The organism is Streptomyces anandii JCM 4720 (assembly GCF_014650655.1).
GTDB classification, from domain to species: domain Bacteria; phylum Actinomycetota; class Actinomycetes; order Streptomycetales; family Streptomycetaceae; genus Streptomyces; species Streptomyces anandii.
The window spans coordinates 313,460-330,207 of sequence record NZ_BMVJ01000007.1 but is presented as its reverse complement, the minus strand read 5'-3'; the positions used below and the strand labels follow the sequence as shown (position 1 = coordinate 330,207).

Below are 16,748 nucleotides of genomic sequence, written 5' to 3'. Positions count from 1 at the left end.
GGACCTGCGGAAGCAGGACCGGCGGGACTCCTAGAAGACCGACTCCGCCTCGTCCATGCGGTCCTTGGGGACCGTCTTCAGCTCGGTGACGGCCTCGGCCAGCGGGACCATCACGATGTCGGTGCCGCGCAGCGCGGTCATCCGGCCGAACTCGCCGCGGTGGGCGGCCTCCACCGCGTGCCAGCCGAAGCGGGTGGCGAGGACGCGGTCGTAGGCCGTGGGGACGCCGCCGCGCTGCACATGGCCGAGGATGACCGGCTTGGCCTCCTTGCCCAGGCGCCGCTCCAGCTCGTACGCCAGTGCGGTGCCGATGCCCTGGAAGCGCTCGTGGCCGAACTTGTCGATCTCGCCCTTGCCGTAGTCCATGGTGCCCTCGGCGGGGTGGGCGCCCTCGGCGACGCAGACGACGGCGAACTTCTTGCCGCGGGCGAAGCGCTCCTCGACCATCTTGACCAGGTCCGCGGGGTCGAAGGGGCGCTCGGGCAGGCAGATGCCGTGTGCGCCGGCCGCCATGCCGGACTCCAGGGCGATCCAGCCCGCGTGGCGGCCCATGACCTCCACGACCATCACCCGCTGGTGGGACTCGGCGGTGGTCTTCAGCCGGTCCATGGCCTCGGTGGCCACGCCGACGGCGGTGTCGAAGCCGAAGGTGCGGTCGGTGGAGGAGATGTCGTTGTCGATGGTCTTCGGCACGCCGACCACCGGCAGCCCGGCGTCCGACAGCATCCGCGCGGCCGTCAGCGTGCCCTCGCCGCCGATCGGGATGAGCGCGTCGATGCCGAACTCGTGGATCATGTCGGAGGCGTTCTCGCAGGCCTCGCGCAGCCGGTCGCGCTCCAGGCGGGAGGAGCCGAGGATGGTGCCGCCGCGGGCCAGGATGCCGCTGACCGCGTTGAGGTCGAGGCCGCGGTAGCGCCCGTCGAGCAGGCCCGCGTAGCCGTCCTCGAAGCCGATCACCTCGTCGCCGTACGTGGTGACCGCTCGGTGCACGACCGACCGGATCACCGCGTTCAGCCCAGGACAGTCGCCGCCTGCCGTGAGAACTCCGATACGCATCGCGCTAGGTCTCCTGCTCAGTGTTGATACCGGTGATCCTGTCCGATTGTTTCACGTCCCCGGGGCACCCTGGCGCGGTCCGGCCAGGCCTGGACTTGACGGGCGCCTTATCCATCGCCGGGGGTATTGTCAAGAGGGTTCCACTCGTCCCAGTGGGCGATTTTTTTGCACACCGGCTTTTTTGCACACCGGCAGACGCCGGACCCGAGCACCGTCCGACGAACGGAGAGCCCAGCGTGACCCGCAGCGTGTACGTGACCGGCATCGACCGCGGCGACGGCCGTCAGGTCGTCGAGCTGGGCGTCATGGAGCTCCTGACCCGGCAGGTCGACCGGGTGGGTGTCTTCCGCCCGCTCGTCCACGACGGTCCCGACCGCCTCTTCGAACTGCTGCGCGCCCGCTACCGGTTGTCCCAGGACCCGGCGACCGTCTACGGCATGGACTACCAGGAGGCCTCCGCTCTCCAGGCCGAGCAGGGCACGGACGAGCTGGTGTCCGCCCTCGTCGACCGCTTCCACCTGGTGGCCCGGGACTACGACGTCGTCCTGGTGCTCGGCACCGACTTCGCCGACACCCAGCTCCCCGACGAGCTCTCCCTCAACGCCCGCATGGCCAACGAGTTCGGCGCCTCCGTGCTCCCGGTGGTGGGCGGCCGCAAGCAGACCGCCGAGTCCGTGTTCGCCGAGACCCGCAATGCCTACCGCGCCTACGACGGCCTCGGCTGCGACGTGCTCGCCATGGTCACCAACCGGGTGGCCCGCGAGGACCGGGACGCGATCGCCGAGCGGCTGGCGGGCCGGCTGCCCGTGCCGTGCTTCGTGGTGCCGGACGAGCCCGCCCTGTCCGCGCCGACCGTCTCGCAGATCGCCCAGGCTCTGGACGGCAAGGTCCTGCTCGGCGACGACTCGGGGCTCGCCCGCGACGCCCTGGACTTCGTCTTCGGCGGCGCCATGCTGCCCAACCTGCTCAAGGCCCTGACCCCGGGCTGCCTGGTCGTGACCCCCGGGGACCGCGCCGACCTGGTGGTGGGCTCGCTGGCCGCGCACAGCGCCGGCAACCCGCCGATCGCGGGCGTGCTGCTCACGCTGAACGAGGCGCCGGGCGAGGAGATCCTGTCCCTCGCCGCCCGGCTCGCGCCCGGCACCCCGGTGGTCTCGGTGTCCGGCAACAGCTTCCCCACCGCCGAGCGGCTGTTCTCCCTGGAGGGCAAGCTCAACGCGGCCACCCCGCGCAAGGCGGAGACCGCGCTCGGCCTGTTCGAGCGGTACGTCGACACCGCCGACCTCAGCAAGCGGGTCTCCGCGCCGAGCAGCGACCGGGTCACGCCGATGATGTTCGAGCACCAGCTGCTGGAGCAGGCCCGCCTCGACAAGCGGCGGGTCGTCCTGCCGGAGGGCACCGAGGAGCGGGTGCTGCGCGCGGCCGAGGTGCTGCTGCGCCGGGGCGTGTGCGACCTGACGCTGCTCGGCCCGGTGGACGCCATCCGCAAGAAGGCCGCCGACCTCGGCATCGACCTCGCCGACTCGCAGCTGATCGACCCGGCCGTCTCCGAGCTGCGCGACGCCTTCGCCGAGCGGTACGCCCGGCTGCGCGCCCACAAGGGCGTCACCGTGGAGCTGGCGTACGACGTGGTCTCGGACGTCAACTACTTCGGCACCCTGATGGTCCAGGAGGGCCTGGCCGACGGCATGGTGTCGGGGTCGGTGCACTCCACGGCGGCGACGATCCGGCCGGCCTTCGAGATCATCAAGACCACCCCGGACTCCTCCATCGTCTCGTCGGTGTTCTTCATGTGCCTGGCGGAAAAGGTGCTCGTCTACGGCGACTGCGCGGTGAACCCGGACCCGGACGCCGAGCAGCTCGCCGACATCGCCGTCCAGTCCGCGGCCACCGCGGCCCGCTTCGGCGTGGAGCCGCGGATCGCCATGCTGTCGTACTCCACCGGCACATCGGGCACGGGCGCCGACGTGGACAAGGTGCGCGAGGCGACCGAGCTGGTGCGGCTGCGCCGGCCGGACCTGATGATCGAGGGCCCGATCCAGTACGACGCGGCCGTGGAGCCGTCGGTGGCCGCCACCAAGCTGCCGGGCTCGGAGGTCGCCGGGCAGGCCACCGTGCTGATCTTCCCGGACCTGAACACCGGCAACAACACCTACAAGGCCGTGCAGCGCTCGGCCGGCGCGATCGCGGTCGGGCCGGTCCTCCAGGGCCTGCGCAAGCCGGTCAACGACCTGTCCCGCGGTGCCCTGGTGCAGGACATCGTCAACACCGTCGCGATCACGGCCATCCAGGCCCGCACGCCCGCCAGCTGACGTCGTAGAAGTCGTAGAGAGAGACCTCCACACCGTGAACGCGACCCGTGTCCTCGTCCTCAACTCCGGCTCCTCGTCGGTGAAGTACCAGCTGCTCGACATGCGCGACCGGAGCCGGCTGGCCGTCGGCCTGGTCGAGCGGATAGGCGAGCAGACCTCCCGCCTGAAGCACACCCTCGTCGCCTCGGGCGACACTCGGGAACAGAACGGGCCGATCGCCGACCACGACGCCGCCCTGAAGTCCGTCGCGGAGGAGCTGTCCAGGGACGGGCTCGGCCTGGACTCCCCCGAACTGGCCGCGATCGGGCACCGGGTGGTGCACGGCGGCATGTTCTTCACCGAGCCGACGGTCATCGACGACGAGGTGCTCACCGAGATCGAGCGGCTGATCCCGGTGGCCCCGCTGCACAACCCCGCCAACCTCACCGGCATCCGCACGGCCATGGCGCTGCGCCCGGACCTGCCGCAGGTCGCCGTCTTCGACACGGCGTTCCACACCACCATGCCGGAGTCCGCGGCCCGCTACGCGATCGAGACGAAGATCGCGGACCGCTTCCGGGTGCGCCGCTACGGCTTCCACGGCACCTCGCACGCCTACGTCTCCCGGGCCACGGCCGAGCTGCTGGGCAGGGCGCCGGAGGACGTCAACGTCATCGTGCTGCACCTGGGCAACGGGGCGTCGGCCTCGGCGGTGCGGGGCGGGCGGTGCGTGGACACCTCCATGGGGCTCACCCCGCTGGAGGGCCTGGTGATGGGAACGCGTTCCGGCGATCTCGACCCGGCCGTCATCTTCCATTTGCAGCGCGTTGCCGGAATGTCCATGGACGAGATCGACACTCTTCTCAACAAGAGGAGCGGTCTGTACGGCCTGTGCGGCGACAACGACATGCGGGAGATCCGGCGCCGGATGGACGAGGGCGACGAGCAGGCGCGGCTCGCCTTCGAGATCTACGTCCATCGGCTGCGGAAGTACATCGGGGCGTATTACGCGGTACTCGGGAGGGTGGACGCGGTCGCCTTCACGGCCGGGGTCGGCGAGAACGCGGACTTCGTGCGCGAGGCCGCCCTGGCGGGCCTGGAGGGGCTGGGCCTGGCGGTGGACGGCGGGCGGAACGCCGTGCGCGGCGACGAGGCACGGCTGATCTCGCCCGAAGGCGCGCGGGTGGCCGTGGCCGTGGTTCCGACGGACGAGGAAATGGAGATCGCGAGCCAGACCTACGCACTGGTCGGAAAGGATGACAAGGGCGACTGAGGAATTCCACCGGCACTCGACTGAGCGCGTACCCGCCCATTTGTATTTTCCGCCAGACGGAATATTCCGCAGCGAAACAAACCGATAGGATCGCCCCCATGCGCCGTTCGAAAATCGTCTGTACTCTCGGCCCCGCGGTCGACTCCCACGAGCAGCTCGTGTCGCTGATCGAAGCCGGCATGAACGTGGCCCGCTTCAACTTCAGCCACGGCACGCACGCCGAGCACCAGGGCCGGTACGACCGTGTCCGTGCCGCGGCCAAGGAGACCGGCCGGGCCATCGCCGTGCTCGCCGACCTCCAGGGCCCCAAGATCCGCCTGGAGACCTTCGCCGAGGGTCCGGTGGAGCTGGAGCGGGGTGACGAGTTCACCATCACCGCCGAGGACGTCCCGGGCGACAAGCAGATCTGCGGCACGACGTACAAGGGGCTGCCGGGCGACGTCTCGCGCGGCGACCAGGTCCTGATCAACGACGGCAACGTCGAGCTGAAGGTCCTGGACGTCGAGGGCCCGCGGGTGAAGACGATCGTCATCGAGGGCGGCGTGGTCTCCGACCACAAGGGCATCAACCTGCCCGGCGCGGCCGTCAACGTGCCCGCGCTGTCCGACAAGGACGTCGAGGACCTGCGCTTCGCGCTGCGCATGGGCTGCGACATGGTCGCGCTGTCCTTCGTCCGGGACGCCAAGGACGTCGCCGACGTCCACCGGGTCATGGACGAGGAGGGCCGCCGGGTCCCCGTCATCGCCAAGGTGGAGAAGCCGCAGGCGGTGGAGAACATGCAGGACGTCGTGATGGCGTTCGACGGCGTGATGGTGGCCCGCGGCGACCTGGCGGTGGAGTACCCGCTGGAGAAGGTCCCGATGGTGCAGAAGCGGCTCATCGAGCTGTGCCGCCGCAACGCCAAGCCGGTGATCGTGGCGACCCAGATGATGGAGTCGATGATCACGAACTCCCGTCCGACCCGCGCCGAGGCCTCCGACGTGGCCAACGCGATCCTGGACGGCGCCGACGCGGTGATGCTGTCCGCCGAGTCCAGCGTGGGCGCGTACCCGATCGAGACCGTCAAGACGATGTCGAAGATCGTCCAGGCGGCCGAGGAGGAGCTGCTGTCCAAGGGCCTCCAGCCGCTGGTCCCGGGCAAGAAGCCCCGCACGCAGGGCGGTTCGGTGGCCCGTGCGGCCGCCGAGATCGCCGACTTCCTGGGCGGCAAGGGCCTGGTGGCCTTCACGCAGTCCGGCGACACCGCCCGCCGGCTCTCCCGCTACCGCGCCGAGCAGCCGATCCTGGCGTTCACCACGGACGAGTCCACCCGCAACCAGCTGGCGCTGAGCTGGGGCGTGGAGTCGCACGTGGTGCCCTTCGTCGCCAGCACCGACGAGATGGTCGAGCTGGTCGACCAGGAGCTGATCAAGCTCAACCGCTTCGCGGCCGGCGACACGGTGATCATCACGGCCGGTTCGCCCCCCGGTGTCCCCGGCACCACCAACATGGTCCGCGTCCACCACCTCGGCGGCGGCGAGCGCGACTGACGCGCGCCGCCCCGGTACGGGGCACGCACGGCACCGAGGGGCGCCCCCTGTCGCAGGGGGCGCCCCTCGGTGTGTTGCGGCTCCCGGAAAGGCTCGTACGGGCTCTGTGCGGGCTTGCGCGGACGCTCAGTCGGTCGTGTACACGTGCATGCCGGGCACGTGCAGGTTGCCGCCGAACTGGCCCGCCTGGACGACGTGGACCTTGGTGAAGTAGATCAGCGGGATGTTCAGCGGGGGCGGGTTGTCCGGGCTGAACGTGATCGGGATCAGGCCGAGCAGGTTGCCCGAGATGCTCTCCGTGTACATCACCGTGTCGCCGCCGGTGATGGTGGACGTCGAGCCCTTGGACGCCTGCACGTGGTAGGTCTTGCCGGCCTGCTTGTCCTTCACCGTCTGGTGCAGGTCGCCGATGTCGGTGCCGTTCGAGATGACGTACTTCAGGACCTTCTTGACCGTGCCGTTGGCCGTCCTGACCTCGACTATGCCCTTGTAGTCGGCGCCCTTGAGCGTCAGCGAACTGGCGTCCAGGTACCAGGGGTCGTCCGCCAGCGGCACCTTGTTGTCGACGCCGCCCTCGGCGTCGGTGGCCGCCGGGCAGTCCTTCGGGTCCGTGGTGGAGCTCGCGGACGGACTGGGCGTGGCGCTCGCGGTGGCCGTGGCGGCGGTGTCCTTGACCGTGTCGGTGGCGTCCTTGGCGGCCTTGGTGGCCGTGTCGGTCGCGCCCTTGACGGTGTCCTTGACCGTGTCGCCGGCCTTGTTGGCCGTGTCCTTCACGGTGCCGGCCGCGCCCGTGCCGGAGGAGTCCCCGCCGGAGGCGTCCTTGGTCGCGCTCGCCGAGGGGGTGGCGGAGGCGGACGGGGTGGCCTCGGCGGACGAGGAGGACGAGGACGACGAGGTCGACGCGGAGTCCGACTTGCCGCCGGTGAGGATGTCACCGATCGTGTGGCCGATGGTGTCCAGCAGCCCGCCGCCGCTGGACGCGGTCGCGGACGGGGTGGCGGTGTCGCCGCCGGAGCCCGAACCGCCGGACTTGCTCGCCGAACCGGTCGCGGACGGCTCGGGGGTGGCCTTGTCGCCGGAACCTGAATCCGGCGAAGAGGACTTGCCCGAGGAGCCGTTGTCCGAGGAGCCCTTCTGGGAGGAGGAGCCCTTCTCGGAGGAGGACGACGCCGAGGGGGACGGGGACGACGTTCCTTCCTTCGCGGACTCGCTCGCGGAGGCGGACGGCGAGGACGAGGACTTGTCGTTGGCGCCGTCCAGCGCCGCGACGCAGTCCTTGTACTCCTTCGCGCTGAGGGTGCTGCCCGGCGACGGCGAGGAGCTGTTGTTGTCGGCGAGCGCGAGCGTCGACGTGAACCCCATCCCCATCAGGACGGCGGTCGGCATGGCCGCCATGGCCATCGCCTTGCCGGCCGGCATGTGGAACCTGGTGAACAGCGGCTTCTTGGGTGCCGCGTGGCGCGGCCCGGTTCTCACACGGGACTCGTCCACATCAGTCCCGTGGGTCACCTCGTCAGCCGGCACTGTGCCTCCCGTTCGCCCCGTTGGCCGGGCTCGTTCCTGACAGGTCGTTCGAGTCGCTCACCGCGCCCGCGTCCGTCGCCTTGTCCAGCGAGGTCCCCGGGGTGCCGTCCTGGCCCGTACCGGCCTGAGCCGAGGGCTCCGGCGCGGGCGGCGCGCCCGGTGCCCAGGCGACGGCCATCGCGCCGCCGATGAGGGCGAACAGGAAGCCGACGACGAAGCCGCCGAAGTTGGACACGGGGATGGACACCAGGCCCAGCAGGATCGCCGCGACACCCGCGAAGACCCGGATGTGCGCCTGGAACCACAGGCTGATGCCGAGGACGACGAGCAGTACGCCGATGATCAGGGACCCTGCTCCCGCGGTGGTCGCCATCGCCAGGGTCAGGTGGCCGACCTGGAGGTGCGCGTACGGGAAGTACATGATCGGAAAGCCGGCGAACAGGACGAACAGACCGGCCCAGAACGGACGCGTGCCCCGCCAGGCGCGGAACTGCAGCCTCCGGCGGCTGAACTGGCCGGGTACGGCAGGAGTCTCGGCGCTCATGGAAAACAGCTCCCTGGTACGGCTTTGCTGTGGTGAGGGTGGTACTTCGATGGTGTGGGGGGTGTGTGAAGACGCCGCCGAAAGGTGGCACGGGCGGGGGCGCCCCAAGGCTCCCCCGCCCGTCACCGAGTGCTCAGTAGCACTCGTGCGTACCCGTCGACAGCGACATCTTCAGGCCGCTGAGCTTGAAGGTTCCGGCGGTGGTCGCCCACGCCGTCTGCTTCACGTCGGTGAGCGTGGCCGAGTCGGCCTGCTGGGCGAACCCGTAGGGGTTGGCCTGCTCGCCGCCACCCTTCATGCCCGGACCCTTGGCGGCGTCCTTGGCGGCAACACCGATGTCGATGTTGTTGAAGGTCGCGTCGGCGTTGAGGTCGGAGACGTCGATGTAGAGGTTGTCGGCCTCTACCGGCTTGTCACCGCCGCCGGCCTTCAGCATCAGGCTGACCGAGCCGAAGAACGGCACGTTCGGCGTGACGACCGACTGGCACATGTTGTTGATCTTGGCGTTCTTGAACGACGAGACCGCGACCGGGTGAGCCGTCTTCTGGCCGTCGAGGGTGTACCCCGAGTCGATCGCGCCGTACTGCGCGAAGCCGTTGCCCACCAGCTTGTCGGCCGTCACCTTGAACGACTGACCCGAAACGCTGAACGAAGCGGCGAGGGCACCCTGCGCCAGGGCCACGCCTATCGCTGCCGTCGCGGCGACGCTGGGCACCATGACCACAGCGAACCGCTTCCATCTGGTCCCGCCACGCACCTGGGACTCCATATTTCCTCCTTCTCGGACGTACATCTCCTGGTCTCGGCCAGCCCCCGTGACGGCGGCTGAAGCCGGGCAGGGATGGGAGAAGTGCTACGTCCTCGGGAAGGAGAGCGCCTGCGCTCGGCGGCGCGAACCGCGCCCGAATCACCGGCGATCACCCCCGAGCGACAACCACTGGTCGCGCCTGACACGCATCACGCACAACCTTGCTGGACAGGCTTCGCCGACCGGCGAAGACCCCCCTGTCCAAGAGCCGGCGCCACTGCCGCCGTCCCTGCTCGGTGGGGACCCAGACGCCCCGTGACCCGACCGGCTGTCGAGCTACGGGAATGGACCGAGCGTCGCCGATCGTGGTGCATTCTCGCCGCCCGCACAAGGGGGTTCGTTACTCGCTAGTAACGGCCGGATAACCGTGGAACGACTCGACGGTCTCGAACGGCGACGCTCGGTGGCAGAAAGGGGGAGGACAAAACTATTGATCATTGGATGGAACCGGGCAGATCAACGCCCTCGACTTACTGGCAGTAACAGCGGCCGCGATTACCAAGATTTGGTAAAGCGCGGCCGCTCCGACGCCTCGTCGGCCAATCTTTCACTCGGGCATCACAGGCCCTGACGTTTAGCGACTGGTCAGCGAACCCGCCGCCGTCCGGCTCAGAACAGCGCCCGTGCCAGAGCCCTGCGCGCCGCCGTCACCCGGGGGTCGTCGGCGCCGACGACCTCGAACAGCTCGAGCAGCCTCAGCCGCACCGCGTCCCGGTCCTCCCCGGCGGTGCGCCGCACCGTGTCGATGAGCCGCCCGAAGGCGTCCTCCACATGACCGCCCACCAGGTCCAGGTCGGCGGCCGCGATCTGCGCCTGCGCGTCGGCCGGCTTCCCGGCCGCCTCCTGCCGTACCTTCTGCGGATCCAGGTCCCGCACCCGCTGGAGCAACTCGGCCTGGGCCAGCCCCAGTTTGGCCTCGGGATGGGCCGGGTCGTCGGCCAGCACGTTCTTGTACGCCTGGACCGCGCCGGCCAGGTCGCCGGCGTCCAGGGCCTCGGCCGCCGCGTTCAGCAGCGACTCGTAGGGGCCGGCCGGGACGTCGGCGGGAGCCTGGGCGGCGCCGCCGGGCTCGGCGTCGGGGTCGACGGTCAGGCCGGTCAGACCGAAGCGCTGCTCGGCGACCTGCACCAGCTGGTCCAGCGTCTGCCGGATCTGCTCCTCACCGGCCGCGCCCTGGAACAGGGGCAGGGCCTGTCCCGCGACCACGGCGAAGACCGCCGGGATGCCCTGGACCCCGAACTGCTGCATCAGCAACTGGTTGGCGTCTACGTCGATCTTGGCGAGGAGGAAGCGCCCGTTGTACTCGACGGCGAGCCGCTCCAGGACCGGGCTCAGCTGCTTGCAGGGCTGACACCATTCGGCCCAGAAATCGATGACGACGGGGACTTCGGCGGACCGCTGCAGGACATCCCGCTCGAATCCTGCCTCGTCCACGTCGATGACGAGATCGGCCGGGGAGACGGCGCCCGTCCCGCCGTGCCGGGCGGCCTCGGCGCGCGCCTGCTCCGCCTTCGCCTTGGCCTCCTGGGCCGCCTTCACCGCGGCGAGGTCGACGACTCCGCTCATGGACATGTTCCGTGGCTGCATGCGTCTATCCTCCCCCGTCCGCGCGCATGAAGAAAAAAACGATGTGTTCGGCGCCGGGTCCCCACCCCACGCCTGGTGGTTGTCGCCCGTGCGGGTCGGGCACGAGCTTTCGCTACGTGTCGTAGCGTAATGCCATGGAGGTCGCCTCCGGCACCACTTGCCGGTGATCTCCCTCACGACCGCACAGAACCCGCCGGTTATGGTCGAGACATGCAGAGCCGCACCCCCGCCAGCCGTACCGGCCGCCCGCGCAGCGCGGCCGCGGACACCGCGATCCTCGCGGCAACGCGCCAGGCACTGGTGGAACTGGGCTGGTCCAGGCTGACGCTGGGGGACGTGGCGACGCGCGCGGGGGTCGCCAAGACCACGCTGTACCGCCGCTGGGCGGGCAAGCCCGAGCTGGTGGTGGACGCGGTCGCCGAGCTGTTCGACGAGCTGGAGCTGCCCGACCGGGGCAGCCTGGCCGCCGACATCGAGGGCGTGGTCCTGCAGTTCGCGGCGATCCTGGCCCGCCCGGAGGCCAGGAGCGGGCTGATGGCGGTGGTCGCCGAGTCCACCCGCGACGAGGCGCTGCGGGAACGTATCCGCGCCTCGATCGTGGACCGCCAGAAACGGCTGGTTCTCGAGGGCCGCGCCCGCGCCGAGGCCCGCGGCGAACTCCCCCCGCCGGCCGGCCCGGCCGAGGCGGCCCGCTCGGCCGATCTGATCTTCGACGTGGTCGCGGGAGCCGTCGTCCACCGCACGCTGGTCAGCGCCGAACCGGCGGACGAGGAATGGGTCCGCGGCTTCACCCGCGTACTGCTCGGCGGCCTGGGCGCCGCCTCGGCATAGCACGACGGCACGCCCACGGCGGCACGCCCACGGCGGCACGCCCACGGCGGCACGCCCACGGCGGCACGCCCACGGCGGCACGGCGGGGCACCGCTTCGCGGGTGCCCCGCCTTGTGTTCGTCGGGTCAGAAGCCCGCCGGCTCCGTGTAGACGCCCCACTCGTCGCGCAGGGCGTCGCAGATCTCGCCCAGGGTGGCCTCGGCTCGTACGGCGTCGAGCATGGGCTCGATCATGTTCGAGCCGTCGCGCGCGGCCGCCAGCATGGCGCCCAGCGCGGAGCGCACCGCCGCGTCGTCCCGCCCGGCCTTGCGGGTGCCGAGCACGCGTACCTGCTCGCGCTCCACCTCGTGGCTCACCCGCAGGATCTCCAGGTCGCCGGTGACCGACCCGGTGTGGACGTTGACGCCGACGACCCTCTTGTCGCCCTTCTCCAGCGCCTGCTGGTACCGGAACGCCGACTCGGCGATCTCGCCCGTGAACCAGCCGTCCTCGATGCCCCGGAGGATTCCGGAGGTGACCGGCCCGATGGGGTGCCGCCCGTCCGGGTGGGCGCGCAGCCCCCGCTCCTTGATCTGCTCGAAGATCTTCTCCGCGTCCGCCTCGATCCGGTCCGTCAGTTGCTCGACGTACCACGAACCGCCCAGCGGGTCCGCGACGTTGGCGGCCCCGGTCTCCTCCATGAGCACCTGCTGCGTGCGCAGCGCGATCTCCGCCGCCTGCTCGGAGGGGAGCGCAAGGGTCTCGTCCAGGGCGTTGGTGTGCAGCGAGTTGGTGCCGCCGAGCACCGCCGCGAGCGCCTCCACCGCCGTGCGCACCACGTTGTTGTACGGCTGCTGCGCGGTGAGCGAGACGCCGGCGGTCTGCGTGTGGAAGCGCAGCCACTGGGCCTTGTCGGACTTCGCGCCGTAGACGTCCCGCATCCATCGGGCCCAGATGCGGCGCGCCGCGCGGAACTTGGCGATCTCCTCGAAGAAGTCGACGTGCGCGTCGAAGAAGAAGGACAGCCCGGGCGCGAACACGTCCACGTCCAGCCCGCGGCTCAGACCCAGTTCGACGTAGCCGAAGCCGTCCGCGAGCGTGTACGCGAGCTCCTGCGCGGCCGTCGCCCCGGCCTCGCGGATGTGGTAGCCGGAGACCGACAGCGGCTTGTACGCGGGGATGCGGGCCGCGCAGTGCTCCATCAGGTCGCCTATCAGGCGCAGATGGGGCTCGGGCTGGAAGAGCCACTCCTTCTGCGCGATGTACTCCTTGAAGATGTCCGTCTGGAGCGTGCCGTTGAGGACGGCGGGGTCCACGCCCTGCCGCTCGGCGGCCACCAGGTACATGCAGAAGACGGGCACGGCCGGCCCGCTGATCGTCATCGACGTGGTGACGTCGCCGAGCGGGATGTCCTTGAAGAGGACCTCCATGTCCGCCGCCGAGTCGATCGCCACCCCGCAGTGCCCGACCTCGCCCAGCGAGCGCGGGTCGTCGGAGTCGCGGCCCATGAGCGTCGGCATGTCGAAGGCGACGGAGAGCCCGCCGCCGCCGTTGCGGAGGATCATCTTGTAGCGCTCGTTGGTCTGCTCGGCGTTGCCGAACCCGGCGAACTGCCGGATCGTCCACGTGCGCCCGCGGTAGCCGGTCGGGTACAGGCCACGGGTGAAGGGGTACTCACCCGGCCAGCCGATCCGCTCGAATCCCTCGTACGTGTCACCGGGCCGGGGCCCGTACACCGGCTCCACGGGGTCCCCGGAGAGCGTGGTGAAGTCTGCGTCGCGCTTGCGTGCGGCGTCGTACCGGGCCTGCCAGCGGCGGCGGCCCTCCTCGATGGCGTCAGCGTCCATGCTTCGAATTTACTAGGACGTCCAAGTAAATGTCGACGGCTGACCGCCGTACGCGTGCGTACGGCGGAAGTCGTTACGCCTCGGCGACCGCGGGCGCGGTGTCCGCGATACGGCCCTCGAGCTCGCGGCTGACCCTGCGCTCCACGAAGAACGCGGCGGTCGGGACGGTGCCGGCCAGCAGCACCCACAGCTGCTTGGCGACCGGCCACTTCGCCTTGGAGCCCAGGTCGAAGGCGAAGACCAGGTAGATCACGTACAGCCAGCCGTGCGCGATGCCGATCACGGTGGTGAACTTGGCCGCCCCGTCGATGTGGAGGCCGTACTTGGCGATCACGCCGAGGGTCAGCAGGACCAGCAGCACACCGGTGACGTAGGCCATGACGCGGTAGCGGGTCAGCACGCTCTTCTTCATGGAGTCGAGCGTAACCGCCCGTTCCGGGAGATCTTGCCCAGGGTCGGTCCACGCCCGGGGTGCGCTGCCCGGCCCGCCGCGGTGGCGGTCAGTCCTCGTCGAAGTCGTGGGCGGCGATCCGCAGGGGCCGCAGCATCGCGAAGATCTCCGCGCACTCCTCGGCGTCGTACGCCCCGAGGCCGAAGTCCATCGCCATCAGGTCGCGGGTCGCCGCGTCGACGGCCTCGCGGCCCTTGTCGGTGATGACGGCGAGCGTGCCGCGCCCGTCGTTGGGGTTGGGGCGCCTGGCCACCAGGCCCGACTTCACCAGGCGGTCCACGGTGTTGGTCACCGACGTGGGATGCACCATGAGCCGCTCGCCGATCTTGGACATCGGCAGCTCGCCCGCCTTGGAGAAGGTGAGCAGCACCAGCGCCTCGTAGCGCGCGAACGTCAGCCCGTACGGCTTGACCACCGCGTCCACCTCGGCGAGCAGGATCTGGTGGGCGCGCATGATCGAGGTGATCGCCGCCATCGACGGCACGTTTCCCCAACGCTGCTTCCAGAGCTCGTCGGCACGGGCGATGGGGTCGAAGGGAAGACTGAGGGGCTTCGGCACGGCATCAGACCCTACCGGTCGGTCATATCGTGGTCAGCCCTGTCTCGCCCTTCGGTCCGCCGGGCACCCAGGGCGAGCAGCGCGCAGCACACCGTGCCGAGGACTCCGGCCCCCGCGACGGCGGTCCGTACGCCCGCGAACTGCGCCGCCACGCCCGCCAGGGCCATGCCCACGCCCTGGATCGTCATGAGCCCGGCGGTGAGCAGCGTCATCGCCCGTCCGCGCAGCTCCTCGGGCACCGCCCGCACGAACCACTGGTCCAGGCCCAGCGTGTACGCCGAGCCCGCGCCGGAGACCAGCAGCAGGAGCAGCGACGCGGTCAGGCCAGGACGCAGGGCGTAGCCCACGTACGGCAGCAGGGTCGCGCACACCAGCGGCAGCGCGATCCGCTCGCGGGTGGCCGGACGCAGTCGCGAGCCCGCGTACAGCTCGCCCGCGATCGTGCCCACCGGCAGCGCGCACATCAGCAGGCCGAGGCCGGTGGAGCCGGCGCCGAGCGCGTCGGCGTAGGGCGCCGCCAGGGCCTCCGGCACGACCGCGAACATCGGGGGGATCCAGAAGAGCAGGAGCAGGGCGCGCACGCGCGGGTGGGCCAGGACCCGGCGGGCCCCGCGCAGGGAGTCGCCCACCAGGGCGCCCTGTCCGCCCTGTCCGGCCTGTGCGCCGGTGCGGGCCGGGCGGTGTGCGGTGCCCGCTCGGAGCAGGACCGCCGAGGCCACGAAGGTGCCCACGGTGATCAGCAGCGCGTGCCGGGGGGTGACGACCGTCAGGAGGAGGCCGCCGAGGCCGTAGCCGACCAGGAGCGCGCTCTGGGAGACGATCCGCAGGAGGGAGCGGCCGAGGACGAACAGGTCGCCGTCGCCGAGGATGTCCGCCAGCGTGGCCATGCGGGTGCCCTGGAAGACCGGCGAGACCACGGCCAGGGCGCAGCGCAGGATCAGCAGGAGGCCGATGCCGGCGCCCGGCGCGACCATCAGGGCCACGCAGGCCGCGCACACCAGGTCGCAGACCACCAGGACCCGGCGGGCCGGGAAGCGGTCGGCCACTCCCGCGAGGAGGGTGCCTCCGACCACGTACGGCAGGAAGCCGAGCGCGAAGGTGAGGGCGCTGAGGAGGGGGGAGCCGGTGAGGTCGTACACCAGGACCGAGAGGGCGATCTCGCTGACGATCACGCCCAGGAGGGAGAGGGCGTGGGCCGCGAAGACGGCTCGGAACTCCGGGACGGCGAAGGTCTGGGCGTAGCCCGGGCGGCGGGTGGGGGGTTCGTTCGTGGTGGGGGGTTCGTTCGTGGTGGGGTGGGCTGCGGCTTCCTGTCCCCGTGCTGCTTCCTGCATGGGTGCAGCGTGGTGGGGGTGCGCGTCCGTGCGTAGTGTTTCGGCTCTCGCCGAATGTTGGGGGTGGCTGCATGCCTTTTCGGCTGCGGTTCGGGGACGATGATCTGATGCGGTGCCGGTTCGCCGTGTCGCCGCTGTGGGAGACGCAGGAGGCCGTGCGGACGCTGGGGCGGCCCGACCGGCACGGCTATCACCCGCACTGGCTGCGGCGGATCCGGGGGGCCGCGCGCGGACTGGATCTGGAGACCCTGTGGCTGCTCATGCCTCGGCGGGGGTACAACCCCGACTTTCTCGGGCCGCCGCCGATCGGGCCCGCGGCCACGTTCGAGGAGGAGATCGCCGCCGTGCGGGCCGCCGATCCTCGCATGGCGGCGGTCGAGATCGCCCGGGCGCTCGCCGAGACGCCGGGGGCCGCCGAGTCCGCGCGCGGGCGGGCGCTGCTCGCCGATCCGGGGCGGGCGGTGGCGGAGCTGGCCGGGCTCATGGAGGCGGCCTGGCGGGTGCTGGTCGAGCCCGAGTGGCCCCGGTTGCGGGCGCTGCTCGAGGCCGACGTCGCCTTTCACTCGCGGCGGCTGGCCGAGGTGGGGCTGGGGGCGCTGCTGCCCGAGCTGGACCGGCGGCTGGCTTGGGACGGGCGGACGCTGACCGTCGATCTCGCGGGTGAGTACGGGCGGGAGCTGGGGGGTCAGGGGCTTGTGCTGATGCCGAGCGTCTTCTCCTGGCCGGACGTGGTCAGCGGGTTCGATCCGCCGTGGCAGCCGACCGTCGTGTACCCGGCGCGCGGGCTGGCCGGGTTGTGGGCGGAGCCCGGGGCGGGGGGCGGGGCCGGGGACGTCCTCGTACGGCTGCTGGGGCGGGGGCGGGCGGCTGTGCTGGCCGCGCTGGACGAGCCGGCGTGCACTTCGGCGCTGGCGCATCGGCTGGGGCTCGCGGCGTCGTCCGTGTCCGCGCATCTGACGGTGCTGCGGGAAGCGGGGTTGCTCACCTCGCGGCGGTACGGGCACCAGGTGCTGTACGAGCGGACGCCGCTGGGGATGGCGCTCGTCGCCTCCGGCGGGTGAGCGTGCCGGGCGCCGCGGGTGCGTTGCAGGTCGGGGGCGTGGGGGCGCATCCGGCCCGCCGCATGTGGGACGTA

At 71.0% G+C, this 16,748-nt stretch carries 14 protein-coding genes; 5 read left to right on the top strand and 9 right to left on the bottom strand.

Annotated features, from left to right (window positions below; all coding sequences use genetic code 11):
- Positions 1-30 precede the first annotated feature (30 nt).
- Positions 31-1,056, bottom strand: a complete 1,026-nt coding sequence (locus IE249_RS15915) for an ATP-dependent 6-phosphofructokinase (protein ID WP_189705471.1) — start codon at positions 1,054-1,056, stop codon at positions 31-33.
- 236 nt (positions 1,057-1,292) lie between these two features.
- On the opposite strand from IE249_RS15915, the gene pta reads away from it, so the two are divergent.
- The 3 genes from pta (at position 1,293) to pyk (ending at position 6,149) form a co-directional block, all read left to right on the top strand.
- Positions 1,293-3,368 carry a phosphate acetyltransferase gene (gene pta, locus IE249_RS15910; RefSeq protein ID WP_189705470.1) on the top strand — a complete coding sequence of 692 codons (2,076 nt, stop codon included), beginning with the start codon at positions 1,293-1,295 and terminating at the stop codon, positions 3,366-3,368.
- A gap of 34 nt (positions 3,369-3,402) precedes the next feature.
- The gene (locus IE249_RS15905) at positions 3,403-4,620 is read left to right on the top strand and encodes an acetate kinase (RefSeq protein ID WP_189705469.1); all 1,218 of its coding nucleotides are present in this window, start codon (positions 3,403-3,405) and stop codon (positions 4,618-4,620) included.
- Positions 4,621-4,718: 98 nt separating this feature from the next.
- Positions 4,719-6,149 carry a pyruvate kinase gene (gene pyk, locus IE249_RS15900; RefSeq protein ID WP_189705468.1) on the top strand — a complete coding sequence of 477 codons (1,431 nt, stop codon included), beginning with the start codon at positions 4,719-4,721 and terminating at the stop codon, positions 6,147-6,149.
- A gap of 126 nt (positions 6,150-6,275) precedes the next feature.
- Here the strand turns inward: pyk and IE249_RS15895 are convergent, their stop codons facing one another.
- The 4 genes from IE249_RS15895 to IE249_RS15880 all read right to left on the bottom strand — a co-directional run bounded on the left by IE249_RS15895 (position 6,276) and on the right by IE249_RS15880 (position 10,612).
- Entirely contained in the window at positions 6,276-7,673 is a 1,398-nt protein-coding gene (locus IE249_RS15895) for a hypothetical protein (RefSeq protein ID WP_189705467.1), read from the bottom strand.
- Entirely contained in the window at positions 7,663-8,217 is a 555-nt protein-coding gene (locus tag IE249_RS15890; RefSeq protein WP_189705466.1) for a DUF6114 domain-containing protein, read from the bottom strand. The genes IE249_RS15895 and IE249_RS15890 overlap by 11 nt, the downstream gene beginning before the upstream one ends.
- Before the next feature lie 133 nt (positions 8,218-8,350).
- On the bottom strand, positions 8,351-8,986 hold the full coding sequence (locus IE249_RS15885; protein WP_189705465.1) for a DUF6230 family protein: 636 nt from the start codon (positions 8,984-8,986) through the stop codon (positions 8,351-8,353).
- 648 nt (positions 8,987-9,634) lie between these two features.
- Complete coding sequence (locus IE249_RS15880) at positions 9,635-10,612, bottom strand: tetratricopeptide repeat protein (protein WP_189705464.1); 978 nt, start codon at positions 10,610-10,612, stop codon at positions 9,635-9,637.
- A gap of 210 nt (positions 10,613-10,822) precedes the next feature.
- On the opposite strand from IE249_RS15880, the gene IE249_RS15875 reads away from it, so the two are divergent.
- Positions 10,823-11,443 (top strand): TetR/AcrR family transcriptional regulator, encoded by a 621-nt coding sequence (locus IE249_RS15875; protein WP_189705463.1) that lies wholly within the window; start codon positions 10,823-10,825, stop codon positions 11,441-11,443.
- Positions 11,444-11,568: 125 nt separating this feature from the next.
- Here the strand turns inward: IE249_RS15875 and icmA are convergent, their stop codons facing one another.
- The 4 genes from icmA to IE249_RS15855 all read right to left on the bottom strand — a co-directional run bounded on the left by icmA (position 11,569) and on the right by IE249_RS15855 (position 15,613).
- Positions 11,569-13,269, bottom strand: coding sequence for a coenzyme B12-dependent isobutyryl-CoA mutase large subunit (icmA, locus tag IE249_RS15870; RefSeq protein WP_189705462.1), 1,701 nt, complete (start codon positions 13,267-13,269; stop codon positions 11,569-11,571).
- Positions 13,270-13,342: 73 nt separating this feature from the next.
- Positions 13,343-13,681, bottom strand: a complete 339-nt coding sequence (locus tag IE249_RS15865; RefSeq protein ID WP_189705461.1) for a DUF3817 domain-containing protein — start codon at positions 13,679-13,681, stop codon at positions 13,343-13,345.
- Positions 13,682-13,769: 88 nt separating this feature from the next.
- The gene (locus IE249_RS15860; protein ID WP_189705460.1) at positions 13,770-14,279 is read right to left on the bottom strand and encodes a MarR family winged helix-turn-helix transcriptional regulator; all 510 of its coding nucleotides are present in this window, start codon (positions 14,277-14,279) and stop codon (positions 13,770-13,772) included.
- A gap of 11 nt (positions 14,280-14,290) precedes the next feature.
- A complete protein-coding gene (locus tag IE249_RS15855) occupies positions 14,291-15,613 on the bottom strand; it encodes an MFS transporter (RefSeq protein WP_189705459.1) in 1,323 nt (440 codons plus the stop codon).
- A gap of 71 nt (positions 15,614-15,684) precedes the next feature.
- On the opposite strand from IE249_RS15855, the gene IE249_RS15850 reads away from it, so the two are divergent.
- Positions 15,685-16,674 (top strand): ArsR/SmtB family transcription factor, encoded by a 990-nt coding sequence (locus IE249_RS15850; protein WP_189705458.1) that lies wholly within the window; start codon positions 15,685-15,687, stop codon positions 16,672-16,674.
- The last annotated feature ends 74 nt before the right edge of the window (positions 16,675-16,748 follow it).